Source organism: Intrasporangium flavum, assembly GCF_001956915.1.
GTDB lineage: Bacteria > Actinomycetota > Actinomycetes > Actinomycetales > Dermatophilaceae > Monashia > Monashia flava.
The window spans coordinates 123,694-137,682 of record NZ_MLJO01000010.1; the positions used below are offsets into that span (position 1 = coordinate 123,694).

The 13,989-nt window shown below is 71.4% G+C and carries 17 protein-coding genes; 15 read left to right on the forward strand and 2 right to left on the reverse strand.

The window, feature by feature from the left end; all coding sequences use genetic code 11:
• Positions 1-41: 41 nt before the first annotated feature.
• Positions 42-1,580: a DnaB-like helicase N-terminal domain-containing protein gene (locus BIV28_RS08095; protein ID WP_076260846.1), complete on the forward strand. Its 1,539-nt coding sequence runs from the start codon at positions 42-44 to the stop codon at positions 1,578-1,580.
• Positions 1,581-1,790: 210 nt separating this feature from the next.
• Positions 1,791-2,285, forward strand: coding sequence for a hypothetical protein (locus BIV28_RS08100; RefSeq protein ID WP_076260847.1), 495 nt, complete (start codon positions 1,791-1,793; stop codon positions 2,283-2,285).
• On the opposite strand, the gene BIV28_RS08105 is transcribed toward BIV28_RS08100, so the two are convergent.
• Entirely contained in the window at positions 2,257-2,793 is a 537-nt protein-coding gene (locus BIV28_RS08105) for a hypothetical protein (RefSeq protein ID WP_076260849.1), read from the reverse strand. The two genes, BIV28_RS08100 and BIV28_RS08105, sit on opposite strands and share 29 nt — an antisense overlap.
• A gap of 137 nt (positions 2,794-2,930) precedes the next feature.
• Here BIV28_RS08105 and BIV28_RS08110 point away from each other — a divergent pair, with 137 nt between their 5' ends.
• The 6 genes from BIV28_RS08110 to BIV28_RS08135 all read left to right on the forward strand — a co-directional run bounded on the left by BIV28_RS08110 (position 2,931) and on the right by BIV28_RS08135 (position 9,295).
• Positions 2,931-3,851 carry a hypothetical protein gene (locus BIV28_RS08110; protein WP_076260851.1) on the forward strand — a complete coding sequence of 307 codons (921 nt, stop codon included), beginning with the start codon at positions 2,931-2,933 and terminating at the stop codon, positions 3,849-3,851.
• 295 nt (positions 3,852-4,146) lie between these two features.
• Positions 4,147-4,446 carry a hypothetical protein gene (locus BIV28_RS08115; RefSeq protein WP_076260853.1) on the forward strand — a complete coding sequence of 100 codons (300 nt, stop codon included), beginning with the start codon at positions 4,147-4,149 and terminating at the stop codon, positions 4,444-4,446.
• Positions 4,447-4,623: 177 nt separating this feature from the next.
• Positions 4,624-5,124, forward strand: a complete 501-nt coding sequence (locus BIV28_RS08120; RefSeq protein ID WP_076260854.1) for a helix-turn-helix domain-containing protein — start codon at positions 4,624-4,626, stop codon at positions 5,122-5,124.
• A complete protein-coding gene (locus BIV28_RS08125) occupies positions 5,121-6,383 on the forward strand; it encodes a PBSX family phage terminase large subunit (protein WP_076260856.1) in 1,263 nt (420 codons plus the stop codon). Before BIV28_RS08120 ends, BIV28_RS08125 begins: the two co-directional genes overlap by 4 nt.
• Before the next feature lie 112 nt (positions 6,384-6,495).
• Positions 6,496-8,142 (forward strand): hypothetical protein, encoded by a 1,647-nt coding sequence (locus BIV28_RS08130; protein ID WP_076260857.1) that lies wholly within the window; start codon positions 6,496-6,498, stop codon positions 8,140-8,142.
• Positions 8,114-9,295 (forward strand): phage minor capsid protein, encoded by a 1,182-nt coding sequence (locus BIV28_RS08135; protein ID WP_076260859.1) that lies wholly within the window; start codon positions 8,114-8,116, stop codon positions 9,293-9,295. Before BIV28_RS08130 ends, BIV28_RS08135 begins: the two co-directional genes overlap by 29 nt.
• Here the strand turns inward: BIV28_RS08135 and BIV28_RS08140 are convergent.
• The gene (locus BIV28_RS08140) at positions 9,292-9,627 is read right to left on the reverse strand and encodes a hypothetical protein (protein ID WP_076260861.1); all 336 of its coding nucleotides are present in this window, start codon (positions 9,625-9,627) and stop codon (positions 9,292-9,294) included. The two genes, BIV28_RS08135 and BIV28_RS08140, sit on opposite strands and share 4 nt — an antisense overlap.
• A 118-nt stretch (positions 9,628-9,745) precedes the next feature.
• Between BIV28_RS08140 and BIV28_RS08145 the strand changes: the two genes are divergently transcribed.
• The 7 genes from BIV28_RS08145 (at position 9,746) to BIV28_RS08175 (ending at position 13,983) form a co-directional block, all read left to right on the forward strand.
• Positions 9,746-10,492, forward strand: a complete 747-nt coding sequence (locus tag BIV28_RS08145) for a hypothetical protein (protein WP_076260862.1) — start codon at positions 9,746-9,748, stop codon at positions 10,490-10,492.
• 15 nt (positions 10,493-10,507) lie between these two features.
• A complete protein-coding gene (locus tag BIV28_RS08150; protein WP_076260864.1) occupies positions 10,508-11,512 on the forward strand; it encodes a major capsid protein in 1,005 nt (334 codons plus the stop codon).
• Positions 11,513-11,594: 82 nt separating this feature from the next.
• Positions 11,595-12,308, forward strand: a complete 714-nt coding sequence (locus tag BIV28_RS08155; protein ID WP_076260866.1) for a hypothetical protein — start codon at positions 11,595-11,597, stop codon at positions 12,306-12,308.
• Positions 12,309-12,465: 157 nt separating this feature from the next.
• A complete protein-coding gene (locus BIV28_RS08160) occupies positions 12,466-12,876 on the forward strand; it encodes a hypothetical protein (protein ID WP_076260867.1) in 411 nt (136 codons plus the stop codon).
• Entirely contained in the window at positions 12,876-13,193 is a 318-nt protein-coding gene (locus tag BIV28_RS08165; RefSeq protein WP_076260869.1) for a hypothetical protein, read from the forward strand. The genes BIV28_RS08160 and BIV28_RS08165 overlap by 1 nt, the downstream gene beginning before the upstream one ends.
• The gene (locus BIV28_RS08170; protein ID WP_076260870.1) at positions 13,190-13,540 is read left to right on the forward strand and encodes an HK97 gp10 family phage protein; all 351 of its coding nucleotides are present in this window, start codon (positions 13,190-13,192) and stop codon (positions 13,538-13,540) included. The genes BIV28_RS08165 and BIV28_RS08170 overlap by 4 nt, the downstream gene beginning before the upstream one ends.
• Positions 13,537-13,983 (forward strand): minor capsid protein, encoded by a 447-nt coding sequence (locus tag BIV28_RS08175; RefSeq protein WP_076260872.1) that lies wholly within the window; start codon positions 13,537-13,539, stop codon positions 13,981-13,983. Before BIV28_RS08170 ends, BIV28_RS08175 begins: the two co-directional genes overlap by 4 nt.
• The last annotated feature ends 6 nt before the right edge of the window (positions 13,984-13,989 follow it).

Consider the following 13,989-nt stretch of genomic DNA (forward strand, 5'->3'; position numbering starts at 1 on the left):
GCGGGCGCCCCGAATCATCCGAACCAGCCGAAAGGGCGCCGGTGACCGACCGACCACGCGACCGCCACCTCACCGTCGCGCCGCCACCCGACGACCAGCCAGGCTGGCAGCCGCCACAGGACCGTGAGGCCGAACAGGCCACCCTCGGCGCCGCCATGACCAACCCGCGGGCCCTCGACGACATCAGCCTCGTCACCGCCCCCGGCGACTTCCACGACCTGCGCCACGAGCTCATCTACGACGCCATCCTCAACCTCTACGCGCGCACCCGACCCGTCGACAAGATCACCGTCGCCAACCAGCTCGGCCGCGACCTCGACCGCGCCGGCGGCCGCGCCTACCTCGAGCACCTCACCACCCTCGGCATCGGGGTCATCGACGGCTCTTGGCACGCCCAGATCGTCGCCGAGCACGCCGCCCTCCGACGCCTCCAGCAGCACCACCTCAAGGGCCTCGCCGACATCGACAACCGCGGCGACACCCCAGCCGCCGACCTCTACGCCCGCTGCACCGACCACCTCGAGCAGATCCCCCGCGGGGTCCCCGGCGTCGACCACGTCGCCACCAGCTCCTGGGCGCCCGTCGACCTCGCCGACATCCTGCGCAACGGCGAAGTCCTCGAGCAGCCAACCGAGCTCGCCCGCAACGACGGGCAGTGCCTGCTCTACCCCTCCGCCATCCACTCCATCAGCGGCGAACCCGAGTCCGGCAAGACCTGGGTCGCGCTCATCGCCGCCGCCCAGTCGCTGCGCAACGGCGAGCACGTCACCTACGTCGACTTCGAGGACCGCGCCGGACGCGTCGTCCCACGCCTCGTCCACCTCGGCGCCCCAGCCGAAGCCATCGTCGAGCTCTTCCACTACATCCGACCATCCCAGGCACTCGACCACGCCGGCCGCAAGCTCCTCGACCAGTACGCCGCCACCTCCAGCCTCGCCGTCATCGACGGCGTCACCGAAGCCATGACCATGCACGGCCTCTCGCTGCTCGACAACGAAGACGCCGCCCGCTACCTCGACCTGCTCCCCCGCCACCTCGCCGACCACGGCCCCGCCGTCCTGCAGATCGACCACGTCGTCAAGGACAGCGAGAAGCAAGGCCGCTGGGCCATCGGCGCCGGACACAAGCTCGCCGGCCTCGACGGCGCCGCCTACGGCGTCAAGGTCCTCGAGCCCTTCGGCCGCGGCAAGATCGGCCGCGCCGCCATCGCCGTCCACAAGGACCGCCCCGGCGCCGTCCGCGAGATCGCCCTCGGCAACGCCGTCGCGCACCTGGTCATCGACTCCCGCGACGGCACCATGGCCGCCTGGCTCGAAGAACCCTCCACCATGCCCAAGAGCGCCGACGGCGGCATGCGACCCACCCACCTCATGGAGAAGGTCTCCCGCTATGTCGAGATGACCCCCGGCGCCTCCCGCCGCCAGATCGAGGACGGCGTCCAGGGCAAGCGCGAGTACGTCCGCCTCGCCATCGACGCGCTCGTCCGCGAGGGCTTCCTGACCACCACCGCAGGCCCGCGCGGCACCCACAACCACAGCCTCATCGCGACGTTCCGAGAGGACGAAGACGATGCCCGCTGACCTCGCCCCCACCTCGCCCCGACCTCGCCCCGAAAGGGCACCAGAACGACCTCGCCCCCTCGCCCGCCTCTCTAGGCGAGGGGCGAGGTCAGTGAGCACGAAACAGGACCCAGCTCGCCCCAGCGAGCGGGCGAGGTCACGACCTCGCCCCGACCCGGGGCGACGTCACCGCAGACACCAGCCAGACCCGACCAGCGAGAGGACCCTCCGATGACCACACCACACGCCGACCGAGACCACTCCGAGAAGCCGAGCTTCGAGGCCATGCTCGCCGACCACGTCGGGCAGTACGACCCGCGCGCCGAAGTCCTCGCCAGCATCGTGGACTGGACCAACGCCCCATCGTCCACGATGGCGGGCTCGGCGCCCCGACAGCCGGGGACGTCCCGATTCGTCGCCGCGCGTGCAACGCCCGCCCAGGTCGAGGCAGCCCGCGCAGCGATCTACCGGCACCAGCACGATCGGGCGACGCGTGTGGCTGGCGGTTGGACGTGCCGCTGCGGCGAGTTCGTCTCCGACTCATCCGCGCTCTGGAGCCACATCGAGTGTGAGGTCGCTGACGCCGTGGTGGCTGCTGGACGTGTGGACGGCGCCGCCGCTATGCAGGAGACAGGGGAGCATCCTGCTGGCGGCGACGCCGCGGTCGAGACGGTACACGACGAGGCTGGAGCGATCGTCACTTCCCGCGACGGAGACGGTGCGTGATGCGCACAGCCATGGACGTCACTGGGTCTGCCGGGCGATCCGTCAGAGCCGTCCATGGGAATTCGAGCCGATACTCCTCCAGCGATGCGGCCCGCTCCTCGAAACCCTTGGGGTCTGGCCACCAGCGGGCCACGATGCCGTTGAGAACACGGACGTCCGTCGAAGGGATGAAAGGCCGATACTCCGCGTCCTCGTCGAGGAAGATCTCCTCAACCAGCTGCAACAGGTGCGGACTCGCAGCGGCTGCCATCACGCGAACAAAGTGCAGGTTGCGCATCGACTCCTGGGTCACGTCGGTGACCCAGACCGAGCCCTCGTTCCGGGGTGGATTGTCGGCGAGGCGTCGCGTGGTGGTGTCGAGCATGTCGGCCAGCTGTTCGATCTGGCGCGCTGAGCGCTCTCGCGTCCATTGCGATCGCATGGTGAGCCAGCCACCGAGCCAGGCCATCCCGCCACCGATGAAGGCGCCCCCGAAGCCGATCCACGCGGCCACCACGGTGTTGTCCATGACGGCGATGATGCCCGCCCACGCCGGCCTCCTGGGGGAGGCGCGACCGTGACCTCAGCCCCCGACTGCCGCCGAGCGATCGGCCTCTCCTGCCCTCACTGCCCGCTCATGCACTGCCGACTCGGAGGAGCGCCCGCATGACCGATACGACCACCGACCCCCAGACCATTAGCCCCGCCGACGCAGCCCGCGAAGACCTCGCCACCATCCGCAAGGGCTGGCGCCACGTCCTGGACCCGATCGAGGTCCGCGCCGGCGGCACGTTCACCAGCGCCGCCGTCATCCGACCAGCCACCGAGGACGACGTCGAGCTCCCACCCGACGCCCGCCTCGACACCCCCGTCACACTCGCCTTCTGGGTCCACGCCGCCATCGAGCAGTGGCCCGTCACCCTGCAGACCCTGCAGCCCGGCCCCGACGGCAAGCTCCGCCTCGAGACCACCGAGACCATCGACTGCGGCGACATCTACGCCATGGTCGACTTCCTCACCCGCGAAGCCGACCGCATCACCGCCTGGTCCGACGCCGGCCACGAGTACGGCACCACGTTCGTCGCCGACCTGGACGAGCTCGCCCGCGCCGTCAAGCGCGTCGCCTGGCCGCCCAAGAATGACCGGATCGTCATCGGTGACTGCCCGCAGTGTGGCCGCCGCGTCCGGGTCAAGGCCCCGACGTGGCGCCGCTGGCCCGTGCACCTGCCGCAGCCGACGACCGACCCGGCCGCCTACCCCGACTGGGTGTGGGTCGTGCCCGATGACGCCGAGTACCGGCCCGACCGGGACAAGCCGATCGCCTGCCGGTGCGGCCTCGAGGACACCCTCGAGGGCTGGCGGGAGCGGATGGCCGGCCCCACGCAGCTGCTCACCGCCGAGCAGCTCGTCGCCGACATCCGCCAGCAGCTCGGCATGCGCTACGAGCCGGCGGTGCTGCGCCAGTGGTCGCGCCGGGGCATGATCTCGACGCGCGGCTACTCGGCCCAGGGCCACGCCCTCTACGACCGGACGCAGGTCTTCGCGGCCCTGCTCGACCGGGAGCGGAGGCGCGACGAAGCGTCCTGATTGACATCGAATGACACGGATGTCATTCTTCGGGTGTGACACGGCAAGGGGTGTAGTGCGCCCCCAGCCTGACGGTCACAGCAAGCCCCGGACTCACGTTGAGCCGGGGCTTTCCCCTTGCCCCCGCCGCCGCACCGCGAGCTGCCATCTCCGACGAATGTGCCCGCCTCGAGCGGCCCGTGGGGAGTGCGCGCCCGGAGTGAGCGTCGGGCCCCTCGTCCGTCGTCGCGGGTTGGCCGTGGAGGGTCCTCACCTGCGTCGGCGGCGCCCACGTCCCAACCGAAGGAGCATCGTCATGAGCTACTCGATCGGCGGAATCACCGTCACGGACCCCGCAGGGCTCGACGCCGCGGTCACCGAGAAGGTCGACGAGATGAAGGGCAACGGCGCGACCTACCTCGGCGAGGACCACACCCAGGACTCCATCACCAACGCCGCCCAGGCCGCTCGCGCGCTCATCGAATCCGGCGCCCTCGGCGAGGGGCCGTGGACGGTGTCGCTCAGCGGTCACTCCAACCCCGAGCACAAGCCGCGCGCAGGCTGGTCGCCCGACCAGATCACCGTCTCGGTCAACCAGGCGCCGCGCAGCGCCTGACCCACACCTCGCCGGTCGGGTCGTCGCACCACGGGACCGGCAGCCTCGCCGCACCCACGCCCTGGGAGACGAGGCCGGCCAGGAGACGAACCACCCCTCGCCACACCGGCCCCTCCATCCACCGTCCACCGTGGGCAGGCCTGGCGCCTGCGCGGACCCCGAGGCAGGTGAGTCACCATGGCGGCTCCCTTCCCTTGGACCGACGGCCTCGACCAGCAGTTGCGCGACCTCGCGGCCGCCGGCCGGTCCGTCCGCGACATCGCGACCGAGATCGGCACGACGAAGAGCACCATCGACCGCCGGCTCCGCGCGCTCGGCATCACCCTCGACCGCTCGAGCACCGAGGCCGCCACGAAGGCCAACACCCTCGACGCGAAGGCCCGCCGCGCCAAGCTCCAGCTCGCGCTCCTCGAGGACGCCGAGCGGCTCCGGGCGCAGGCCTGGCAGCCGACGATCGCGTTCAACTTCGGCGGCAAGGACAACACCTACAACGAGCACCAGCTCGACCAGCCGACGTTCGCCGACCAGCTGAAAATCATGCAGGCCACCGGCATCGCCATCGACCGCGCGCTCAAGCTCGACCTGCACGACGCCGGCGGCTCCACCGCCGTGATCGGCCTGCTGCAGCAGACCGCGGCCGCGCTCGGCATCCACGACGAGACCGACACCCAGCCGTGAGCCTCTCCCCCAAGCAGCTCACCAGCGTCCGCAACGCCACCGGCTCCGTGAACCTCTGGCACGGCTCCATCCGCGCCGGCAAGACCATCGGCTCCCTCGTCCGCTGGATGCTCTTCATCGCCAACGCACCCCGCGGCGGCGAGCTCGTCATGGTCGGCCGCACCCGAGACGCCGTCTGGCGCAACGTCATCGGCCCCCTACAGGACCCAGCGCTCACCGGATACGCGGCCGCCCAGGTCGTCGGCAACTACGGCGCCCCCACCGTCAGCATCCTCGGCCGACGCGTCCACGTCCTCGGCGCCTCCGACGCCAAAGCCGAGCTCGTCATCCGAGGCATGACCGTCGCCGGCGCCTACGTCGACGAGGTCACCACGCTGCCCGAGCAGTTCTTCACCCAGCTGCTCGGTCGCATGTCCGTGCGCGGCGCCAAGCTCTTCGGGACCACCAACCCCGACAACCCCGCCCACTGGCTCAAGGCCAAGTTCATCGACCGCCACCACCTGCTCCCCCACTGGCGGATCTTCCACTTCACGATGGACGACAACCCGGCCCTCACGCCCGAGTACGTCGCCCAGAAGAAGCTCGAGTTCACCGGCCTCTGGTACCGGCGGTTCATCCTCGGCGAGTGGGTCGCCGCCGAGGGCGCCATCTTCCCGATGTGGGACCCCGACCGGCACGTCGTGCCCTGGGCTGCGCTGCCCCGCATGCGGCGCGTCTTCGGCGTCGGTGTCGACTACGGCACCAACAACCCCGCCACGGGTCTGGTCCTGGGCGTCGCCGACGTTCCCGACGAGGCCCTCGGCCTGCGCCCCCGGCTGTTCCTGCTCGACGAGTGGCGCACCCAGCAGGGCCACATGCTCACCGACCAGCAGCTGTCGGAGCGCCTGCGCGCGTTCGTCGGCGAGCAGCACCAGCCCGCCCCCGGGGAGCCGCCGGCCGAGTGGCTGTTCGTCGACCCGTCCGCCGCCTCGTTCAAGACCCAGCTGCAGGTCGACGGCGTCACGAACCTGCGCGATGCCGACAACGACGTCTCCTACGGCATCCGCACCATGGCCTCCCTGCTCGGCACCGGCGACCTCGCCGTCTCCGACCGCTGCACCGGCCTCATCGCCGAGGCGCCCGGCTACTCGTGGGACCCCAAGGCCACCGCGAAGGGCCAGGACAAGCCGATCAAGGTCGCCGACCACTCGCTGGACGGCGCCCGCTACGTCGTCACGACCACGGAGTCGCTGTGGCGTCCCATCCTGGCCGCGGCGTGAGCATCGACCCGGGGAACCCGTGGCAGTGCCAGACGTGCGGCCGCCACCACCCCATCAAGCCCCTCGCGCGTGACTGCGAGGCCCGTCACCGAGCCAGCGAGGAGGACGACTGATGCCGCTGCCGGACAACGGGATCGCCTGGCCCCCCGCCGAGCTCGAGCCCATCACGCGCTGGATGCGGATCTGGGACGCCTGGTACGTCGGCGACCCCGACACCCTCACCACCGTCTACCGCGGCACACCCACCGCCGCCCGCATCGACCGGCCAGCCCAGTACCGCGGCGGCATCGCCGGCGCCGCCGCCCGGTTCTTCTGGGGGCGCCCCGTCGGCGACCTGCAGAAGCCCGGCACCCAGCTGCACATCCCCCTCGCCTCCGACATCGCCCGCGCCTCCGCCGACCTGCTCTGGTCCGAGGCACCCGCGATCACCGTCGACGACGAGGCCACCCAGAAGCGCCTCGACGAGCTCATCGACGACGGCGCCCTGCACACACTCGCTGAGGGTGCCGAGCTCGGCTCCGCCCTCAGCGGGCACTACCTCAAGGTCGCCTGGGACCGGACCATCCGCCCCGACGCCCCGTTCCTCACCCTCGTCGACGCCGACGCCGCCTGGCCCGAGTTCCGCTACGGCCACCTCATCGGCGTCACGTTCTGGTGGGTCGTTGCCCGAAAGGGCCAGAAGGTCACCCGGCACGTCGAGCGGCACGAGCTCGACAGCAACGGCGTCGGCGTCATCCTGCACGGCCTGTACGAAGGCACCGAGGACAAGCTCGGCACCAAGGTCCCGCTCACCGAGCACTCCTCGACCGCGGGCCTGGCCGAGCACATCGACCAGGAGTCGTCGATCTCCACCGAATCCCCCGGCCTCGACGTCGTCTACATCCCGAACGTCACCCCGCAGCGGCGCTGGCGCAACGACCCCATCGGCCGGCACCTCGGCCGCTCCGACCTCGACGGCATCGAAGGCCTCATGGACGCCGTCGACGAGGCCTGGACGTCGTGGATGCGCGACATCCGCCTCGGCAAGGCCCGCGTCTTCGCCTCCCGCGAGCTCCTCGACTCCAACGGCCCTGGCCAGGGCGCCAGCCTCGACCTCGATCGCGAGATCTTCTCCCCGCTCGGCACCGCCGTCGGCTCCCTCAACCCCACCGGCACAGGCAGCGCCAACGGCTTCCTCATGGCCCAGCAGTTCGAGATCCGCTACGAGGCCCACCAGAGGACCGTCAGCGAGCTCGTCCTCACCGCGCTGCGCACCGCCGGCTACTCCGCCGCCACGTTCGGCGAGGCCGACGGGTACGGCGCCGCCGTCACCGCCACCGAGGTCTCCGCCCGCGAGCAGCGGTCCCTGCTGACCCGCGACCGGAAGCTGCGCGTGGCCCGGCCCCGCATCGCCGACATCATCGAGAAGCTCCTCGCCGTCGACAAGGCCATCTTCGGCACCGCAGTCGTCCCGGCCCGCCCGGACGTGCAGTTCCCCGACGGCGTGCAGGACTCCCCGCTCGTGCTCGCGCAGACCGCGCAGGCCCTCTCCGGCGCCGAGGCCGCCTCCAAGAAGACGCTCGTCGCGATGATCCACCCCGAGTGGGACGACCAGCAGGTCGACGACGAGGTGAAGCTCATCATCGAGGAGGCCAAGGCCCTCGGCCTGTCCGACCCGCTCGGCGGCTTCGCGCCCCCGGCCAACCCCAACGACCCGACCCAGCAGGCCGGCAACCTGAACGGCGACACCGGTGGCGACCCAGCCGTCCCGGCCAGCTGACGACTCAGCCGACCTCGCCCGCGTCGTCGACCTGCTCGCCGCCCAGGTCGTCGCCCAGTACGTGTCCGCCGAGCAGGACCTCATCGCCGAAGTCGCCGACTACGCCCGCCGGGGCCTCGCCGCACCGGTCGGGTCCGCGGCCCGCCTCGACATGCTGCGCCGCATGCAGATCGCGGCCCACCGTGTCGCCGCCGAGCTCCGCTCCCGCGCAACACCGCTCGCACGCCGCGTCACCGACGAGGCTCGCCGCTCCGGCGCCGCGGCCGCCCTGCGGACCCTCACCCGGCTCACCGGCGCCCACCCGAGCCTGCTGCGAACCCTGACCGCGCCCCAGCCCGAGCCCGTCACCGCGCACGCACTCTCCTCGGTCATAACGATGCGCCTCGACCTGCAGCGCAACCTCGAGGACGCCGCGACCCGCGTCACCCGCTTCGGCGACGACGCCTATCGGGCAGCCGTTGCGCGAGCGGCCGAGTCCGAGATCATGCACGGCATCGCACCGGCCGCGGCCCAGCGTGGCGCCTGGGACGAGCTGACGTCGCAGGGCATCACCGGCTTCCAGGACTCGCGTGGCCGCCGATGGAACCTCGCCTCCTACGTCGAGATGGCCACCCGGACTGCGGTGCAGCGCGCCTACAACGAGGCCCACGAGGCGCGCATGGCCGCCGCCGGGATCTCGTTCTTCACCGTCGCCCCGCACGCGCACCCGTGCCCGCTGTGTCGGCCGTGGGAGGGCCGAGTGCTGTCGAGCCGGTACCCGTCCGGGGAGACGACGACGCAGTCGGCCTTGAGCGATGTCATGGTGACGTTCGAGGTGGCCGGCACCGTCGACCAGGCACGCGCGGCCGGCCTGTTCCACCCGAACTGCACGCACACCCTGGTGCCGTACCTGCCGGGCGTGACGCGGATGCCTCCGGCGCCAGACTGGACCTCGGCCGACGAACGCGCCTACCGGGACGCGCAGCGGCTGCGGACGTTCGAGCGGGCGGTGCGGGCCGCGAAGCAGCGCGAGCAGGCGGCGCTCACCCCGTCGGACCGTGCCCGGGCCCGCGCCGACGTTCGGAAGGCGCAGGCCCGGGTCCGGGCTCACGTGGCTGCGACCGGGCTACTCAGGCGTCCTCGACGCGAGCAGCTCGACCTCGGCAACGGCTAGTCCTGATCGAACTGAACCTCTCGCCAGACGCCCGGTGCGTAGGCATGCCGGATCTTGCCCGCGATCAGGATCGAGAGCACCCCCTCCTTCACCTCGGCGCCGATCGCCTCGCCTGGCTTAGCACCCCACCATTCGCTGTAGAGCAGGCGTCGCGTCGAGGCGATGGTGACCTGGATGGGGAAGCCAACTGCGGCGTCGCGCAGCACCTCCGGCGCCTCGATGTCCTCGTCGCCGACCGCAACAGACCTCTCATGCTGGAGCCCCTGCTCCGTCAGCCAGTTGAAGCCCACGACCATCCGCTTCTGCTTCTTCGTGGCGTCACCTTCGGCCACAGTGCCTCCCCTCGAACTGCCGTCCCGCCTGGCGCGTGACGGTCCGCCCCAGACCGTACCTGTGGTCTATGACAGTCACCGACAACCGGCCGGGCGCCGGAGAGAAGAGATCCCAGCCATGAGCACCATCGCGCGAACCGCAGCCCTCACCGCCCCGCTCACCGCCAACGGCATGACCGTCGACGAGCTCCTCGCCTTCCACAAGGCCCGCTTCGGCGACGCCCGCATGGACGCCACCGGTGACGGCACGGACGGCGGCGACGCCACGACCACCGACGGCGGCGACTCGACCGCGACGGACACCAAGACCGACGCCACCAAGGCCACCGGCGACACGAAGACCGCCGACACGGCGACGTGGAACCCCGACGCCTGGGACGGCAAGGTCGACTCCCTGCCCGCCGGCGCGCAGAAGATCATCACCGACCTGCGCAAGGCCGACGGCGACGAGCGCGTCGCCAAGAAGACCCTCGACGCCATCATGGCGGCGATCAACCCCGAGAAGGACGGCGAGAAGCCCGACCCGGTCAAGCTCGCCGCCCAGCTCACCGACAGCCAGCGCGACGGCCGCCAGACCAAGGTCGAGCTCGCCGTCTACAAGACCGCCAGCAAGCACTCCGGCGACCCGGACGCCCTGCTGGACTCGCGAGCCTTCCTGGCGAAGGTCGCGGACCTCGACCCGTCCGCCGACGACTTCCAGTCCAAGGTCGACGCGGCGATCAAGTCCGCCGTGGCGGACAACCCCAAGCTCAAGGCGGCCCGGGCGGCTGGCGCGAGCGGTGCGGACCGAACCGGTGGATCCGGTGAGCGTGCCGCGAAGCCCAAGACCCTCGAAGACGCCATCACGCAGAAGATGGCGCGCTGACCTCAGGAGCACACCATGCCCGTGACCCTCGCCCAGGCGAAGCTCAACGCGACGGACGACATCGACGTCCAGATCATCGACGAGTTCCAGAAGAGCAACGACGTCCTCAACCGCATCACCTTCGACGACGTCGTCTCCGGTGCCGGCAACGGCGCCACCCTCACCTACGGCTACACCCGCCAGATCACGCAGCGGGGCGCCGCCTTCCGTGCGATCAACAGCGAGTACACGCCCACCGAGGCGACGAAGGCGCGCTACACCGTGGACCTCAAGCCGCTCGGCGGGTCCTTCCAGGTGGACCGCGTCCTCAACCGCGTCGCTCAGGCCGCGGAGACCGCCTTCCAGATGCGTGAGCTGCTCAAGGCGTCCAGCGCCAAGTTCAGCGACACCTTCTTCAACGGCGACACCGCGGTCGACGCCAACGGCTTCGACGGCATCTCCAAGCTCGTCACCGGCACCTCCACGGAGTACCTGCCGCTGAGCAACGGGGTCGCCGCCGGCTACCTCGACTGGACCGCGATCAACACGCAGGCCCTGGCCTTCGCGACGATCGCGCACATCGACGCCTGGCTCGGCCTGCTCGACGGCCGCCCGGACGCGATCTACCTGCCGCGCAAGGCGAAGGCGCTCTTCAAGACCGTCGCCTCATTCGCCGGGCAGTACTCCGTCGACCGCAACGACGTCGGCCAGGTCATCGAGTCCTACAACGGGATCCCGCTCGTCGACCCCGGCACCAAGGACGGCTCGGCGACCGACATCCTCGCGCTCAACACCCGCGACGCGGACGGGGCCGGCGCCGGCGGCAACATCACCGGCCTGGCCGACATCTTCGCGGTCCGCTTCGGCCTCGACGGCGTCCACGGTGTCTCGATGGCCGACGGCCCGCTCGTCCAGAACTGGCTCCCCGACTTCACCACCGCCGGTGCCGTGAAGACCGGCGAGGCGGAGATGGGCCCGGTCGCGGTCGCGGTGAAGCGGACGAAGTCCGTCGCCGTCCTGCGCAACGTCAAGGTCCAGTGACCCGGACCCCCTGAGCGGAGCGGGGCTGGAGAGACAACCGGCCCCGCTCCAACCGGAACCACAACCGCCCAGGGAGGGCACCATGAAGATCAGCAGCCCCGACAAGACCTACACGGGCGAGTCGCGCTACGGCGAGGTCGTCCTCCAGTTCGAGGACGGCGTCGCGAAGTTCGACGGCGAGCTCCCCGCGGGCGTGCGCCAGTACATGCTCGGCGCCGGCTACGGCATCGGCTCCAAGAAGCCCGCCGACCCCGAGGACACCCCCGCGCCGCCCGACCCGCGCGATGTCACCCACGAGTCCGTCGGCACACCGCTGCGTGACGCCGCGGTCGACCCGAAGGACGGCGACTTCCTCGCCCCGACCAACGCCGGCACCGAGGGCCCCGAGGGCAACCCCCACGGCCCCAACGTCGTCTCCCCGCAGATCCACGGCTCCGTCGGCCAGCCGGTCGTCCCCGGCCCCGTCGGCACCTACGAGGAGCACGACGTCAAGGACGACGAGGGCAACGTGACCGGCAAGGTCGGCGTCGTCCTGTCGGACCCGGCCGCCCAGGAGAAGCGCGAGACCGAGTACGCCGAGCGCGCCCTCGTCGGCAACGAGCCCGTCCCGGAGGTCCTCGCCGACATCGGCGCCAAGGCCAACCCGGACAGCGCCGACCCGACCGGCGAGACGCCCGACGAGGCCCTCGAGCTCAAGGGCGCCGCGCTCGACCAGGCGCTCGAGGAGGCCGGCCTGTCCAAGACCGGCACGGCCGACGAGAAGCGCGCGCGGCTCGCCGAGCACCGCAGCGCCTGACCCGCCATCGGGTGGGGCGTCAACGAGATCCCCGGGAACGCAACCGTGAGCGTGAGCACCTGGTCTCGAAGGCGGCTCGGGGAGTTTCACCCCGGGTCCTTTCGCTCCCTGCCATGAGCCGACCTGCGCCCCACCCGAACACCTCTCGGAGGTAGCCGTGCCCACCTACGCCACCCCCGACGACCTCGCCGCCTGGACCGGCGCGAGCGCGCCAGCCAACGCCGTGCAGCTGCTGCGCACCGCGTCCGGGCTCGTCGCCGAGGCCACAATCACCGCCTGGTACGCCACCGACAGCGCCGGGCTCCCCACCGCCACAGCGACGCTCGACGCGTTCCGCGACGCCACCTGCGCCCACGCGGCCGCCATGGCCGCGGCCAAGGTCGACCCGGCCGCTGGCGCAGCCGTCGGTGCAGGTGCCGCGGTCCGCAAGAAGGTCGGCACCGCCGAGGTCGAGTACGCCGGCGCCGCCGACGCCGCCTCCGCGCGGGCCCGGCTCGTCGACGTCCTGTGCCCCGAGGCGATCCGCATCCTGCGTGCCGCCGGCCTCACCCCGAGCGTCCTGGGCTGATGTTCGCCGCGGCCGAGGACTTCCAGCTGACCACCGTCACGGTCCGCACCAAGACCGGCTCCGGCGCCAACGGCGACATCTTCGGCGCCTCGGTCGACCGCGACGTCTTCCTCGAGGACTCACGCAAGCTCGTCCGCGACGCCACCGGCGAGCAGGTCGTCTCCGAGACCACCCTCTACGCCGACGTCGCCGACGCCGCCGTCTTCACCCCCGACTCCAAGGTGGCGCTGCCCGGCCGCACCGCCCGCGTCCTGTTGGCCAAGCGGCACGTCATCGGCGACCCCGACGTCGACCACCTCGAGGTGACCCTCACATGAGCCTGCGCATCGAACGCCACCTCGACCTTTCCAGCCTGTCCGCCGAGGTCGCCGCCGTCGCCCCTGCGGCCGTCGCGCGCGCCGGCGAGCACATCCGCGCCGTCTCGGTCGCTCGCACGCCCGTCGAGACCGGGCGCCTCGCCGGCTCGGCCGCGGTACACCTCGACCACCAGGACGGCGACGCCACCGCCTCCATCACCTACGACGGCCCCTACGCCCGCTACCAGCACGAGCGCCTCGACCTGCGCCACGAGACCGGCCAGGCAAAGTTCCTCGAGTCCGCGCTGCTCAGCGAGGCCGACACCGCCCTCGAGATCATCGCCACCGACATCAGGCGGGCCCTGTGAGCGGCGAGCGCGGCTACGAAAGCGACCTGCTCGCCGGCCTCGCCCAGGAGCTGCAGGACGCCGGAGTCGCCGTCTATCGGCCCGACACGCCCTACGAGGACGGCGAGACCGCCATCACCTTCGGCACCATGCTCGACCAGCCCGACCGCTGCGTGACGCTCACGACCTACCCGCTGACCGACCAGCCCCGCGAGGCCCTCTCCCTGGTCGGCGTGCAGGTCCGCTCACGGGCCGAGTCCTACCTCGACGCCAACGACCTCAACGTCGCCATCTTCCGGGCGTTGCACGGCCTCACCGGACGCCAGTACGGCACCTGCCACCTCGTGCAGCTGCTGCGGCGCACCTCCGTGCCGATGGGCGCCGACACCGACCAGCGCTGGGAGCACTCAGCGAACTTGTACGCCGACATCAACCCGCCCACCACCGCGCTGCGGCCCGAGTAGGAGACG

What these genes read in the sequence shown, in the direction of transcription:
- BIV28_RS08120 (WP_076260854.1), top strand. Translation starts at nt 4,624, where the DNA reads ATGGCGGCTCCCTTCCCTTGGACCGACGGCCTCGACCAGCAGTTGCGC.
- BIV28_RS08145 (WP_076260862.1), top strand. Translation starts at nt 9,746, where the DNA reads ATGAGCACCATCGCGCGAACCGCAGCCCTCACCGCCCCGCTCACCGCC.
- BIV28_RS08130 (WP_076260857.1), top strand. Translation starts at nt 6,496, where the DNA reads ATGCCGCTGCCGGACAACGGGATCGCCTGGCCCCCCGCCGAGCTCGAG.
- BIV28_RS08105 (WP_076260849.1), bottom strand. Translation starts at nt 2,793, where the DNA reads ATGGACAACACCGTGGTGGCCGCGTGGATCGGCTTCGGGGGCGCCTTC.
- BIV28_RS08165 (WP_076260869.1), top strand. Translation starts at nt 12,876, where the DNA reads ATGTTCGCCGCGGCCGAGGACTTCCAGCTGACCACCGTCACGGTCCGC.
- BIV28_RS08110 (WP_076260851.1), top strand. Translation starts at nt 2,931, where the DNA reads ATGACCGATACGACCACCGACCCCCAGACCATTAGCCCCGCCGACGCA.
- BIV28_RS08155 (WP_076260866.1), top strand. Translation starts at nt 11,595, where the DNA reads ATGAAGATCAGCAGCCCCGACAAGACCTACACGGGCGAGTCGCGCTAC.
- BIV28_RS08150 (WP_076260864.1), top strand. Translation starts at nt 10,508, where the DNA reads ATGCCCGTGACCCTCGCCCAGGCGAAGCTCAACGCGACGGACGACATC.
- BIV28_RS08115 (WP_076260853.1), top strand. Translation starts at nt 4,147, where the DNA reads ATGAGCTACTCGATCGGCGGAATCACCGTCACGGACCCCGCAGGGCTC.
- BIV28_RS08100 (WP_076260847.1), top strand. Translation starts at nt 1,791, where the DNA reads ATGACCACACCACACGCCGACCGAGACCACTCCGAGAAGCCGAGCTTC.
- BIV28_RS08170 (WP_076260870.1), top strand. Translation starts at nt 13,190, where the DNA reads ATGAGCCTGCGCATCGAACGCCACCTCGACCTTTCCAGCCTGTCCGCC.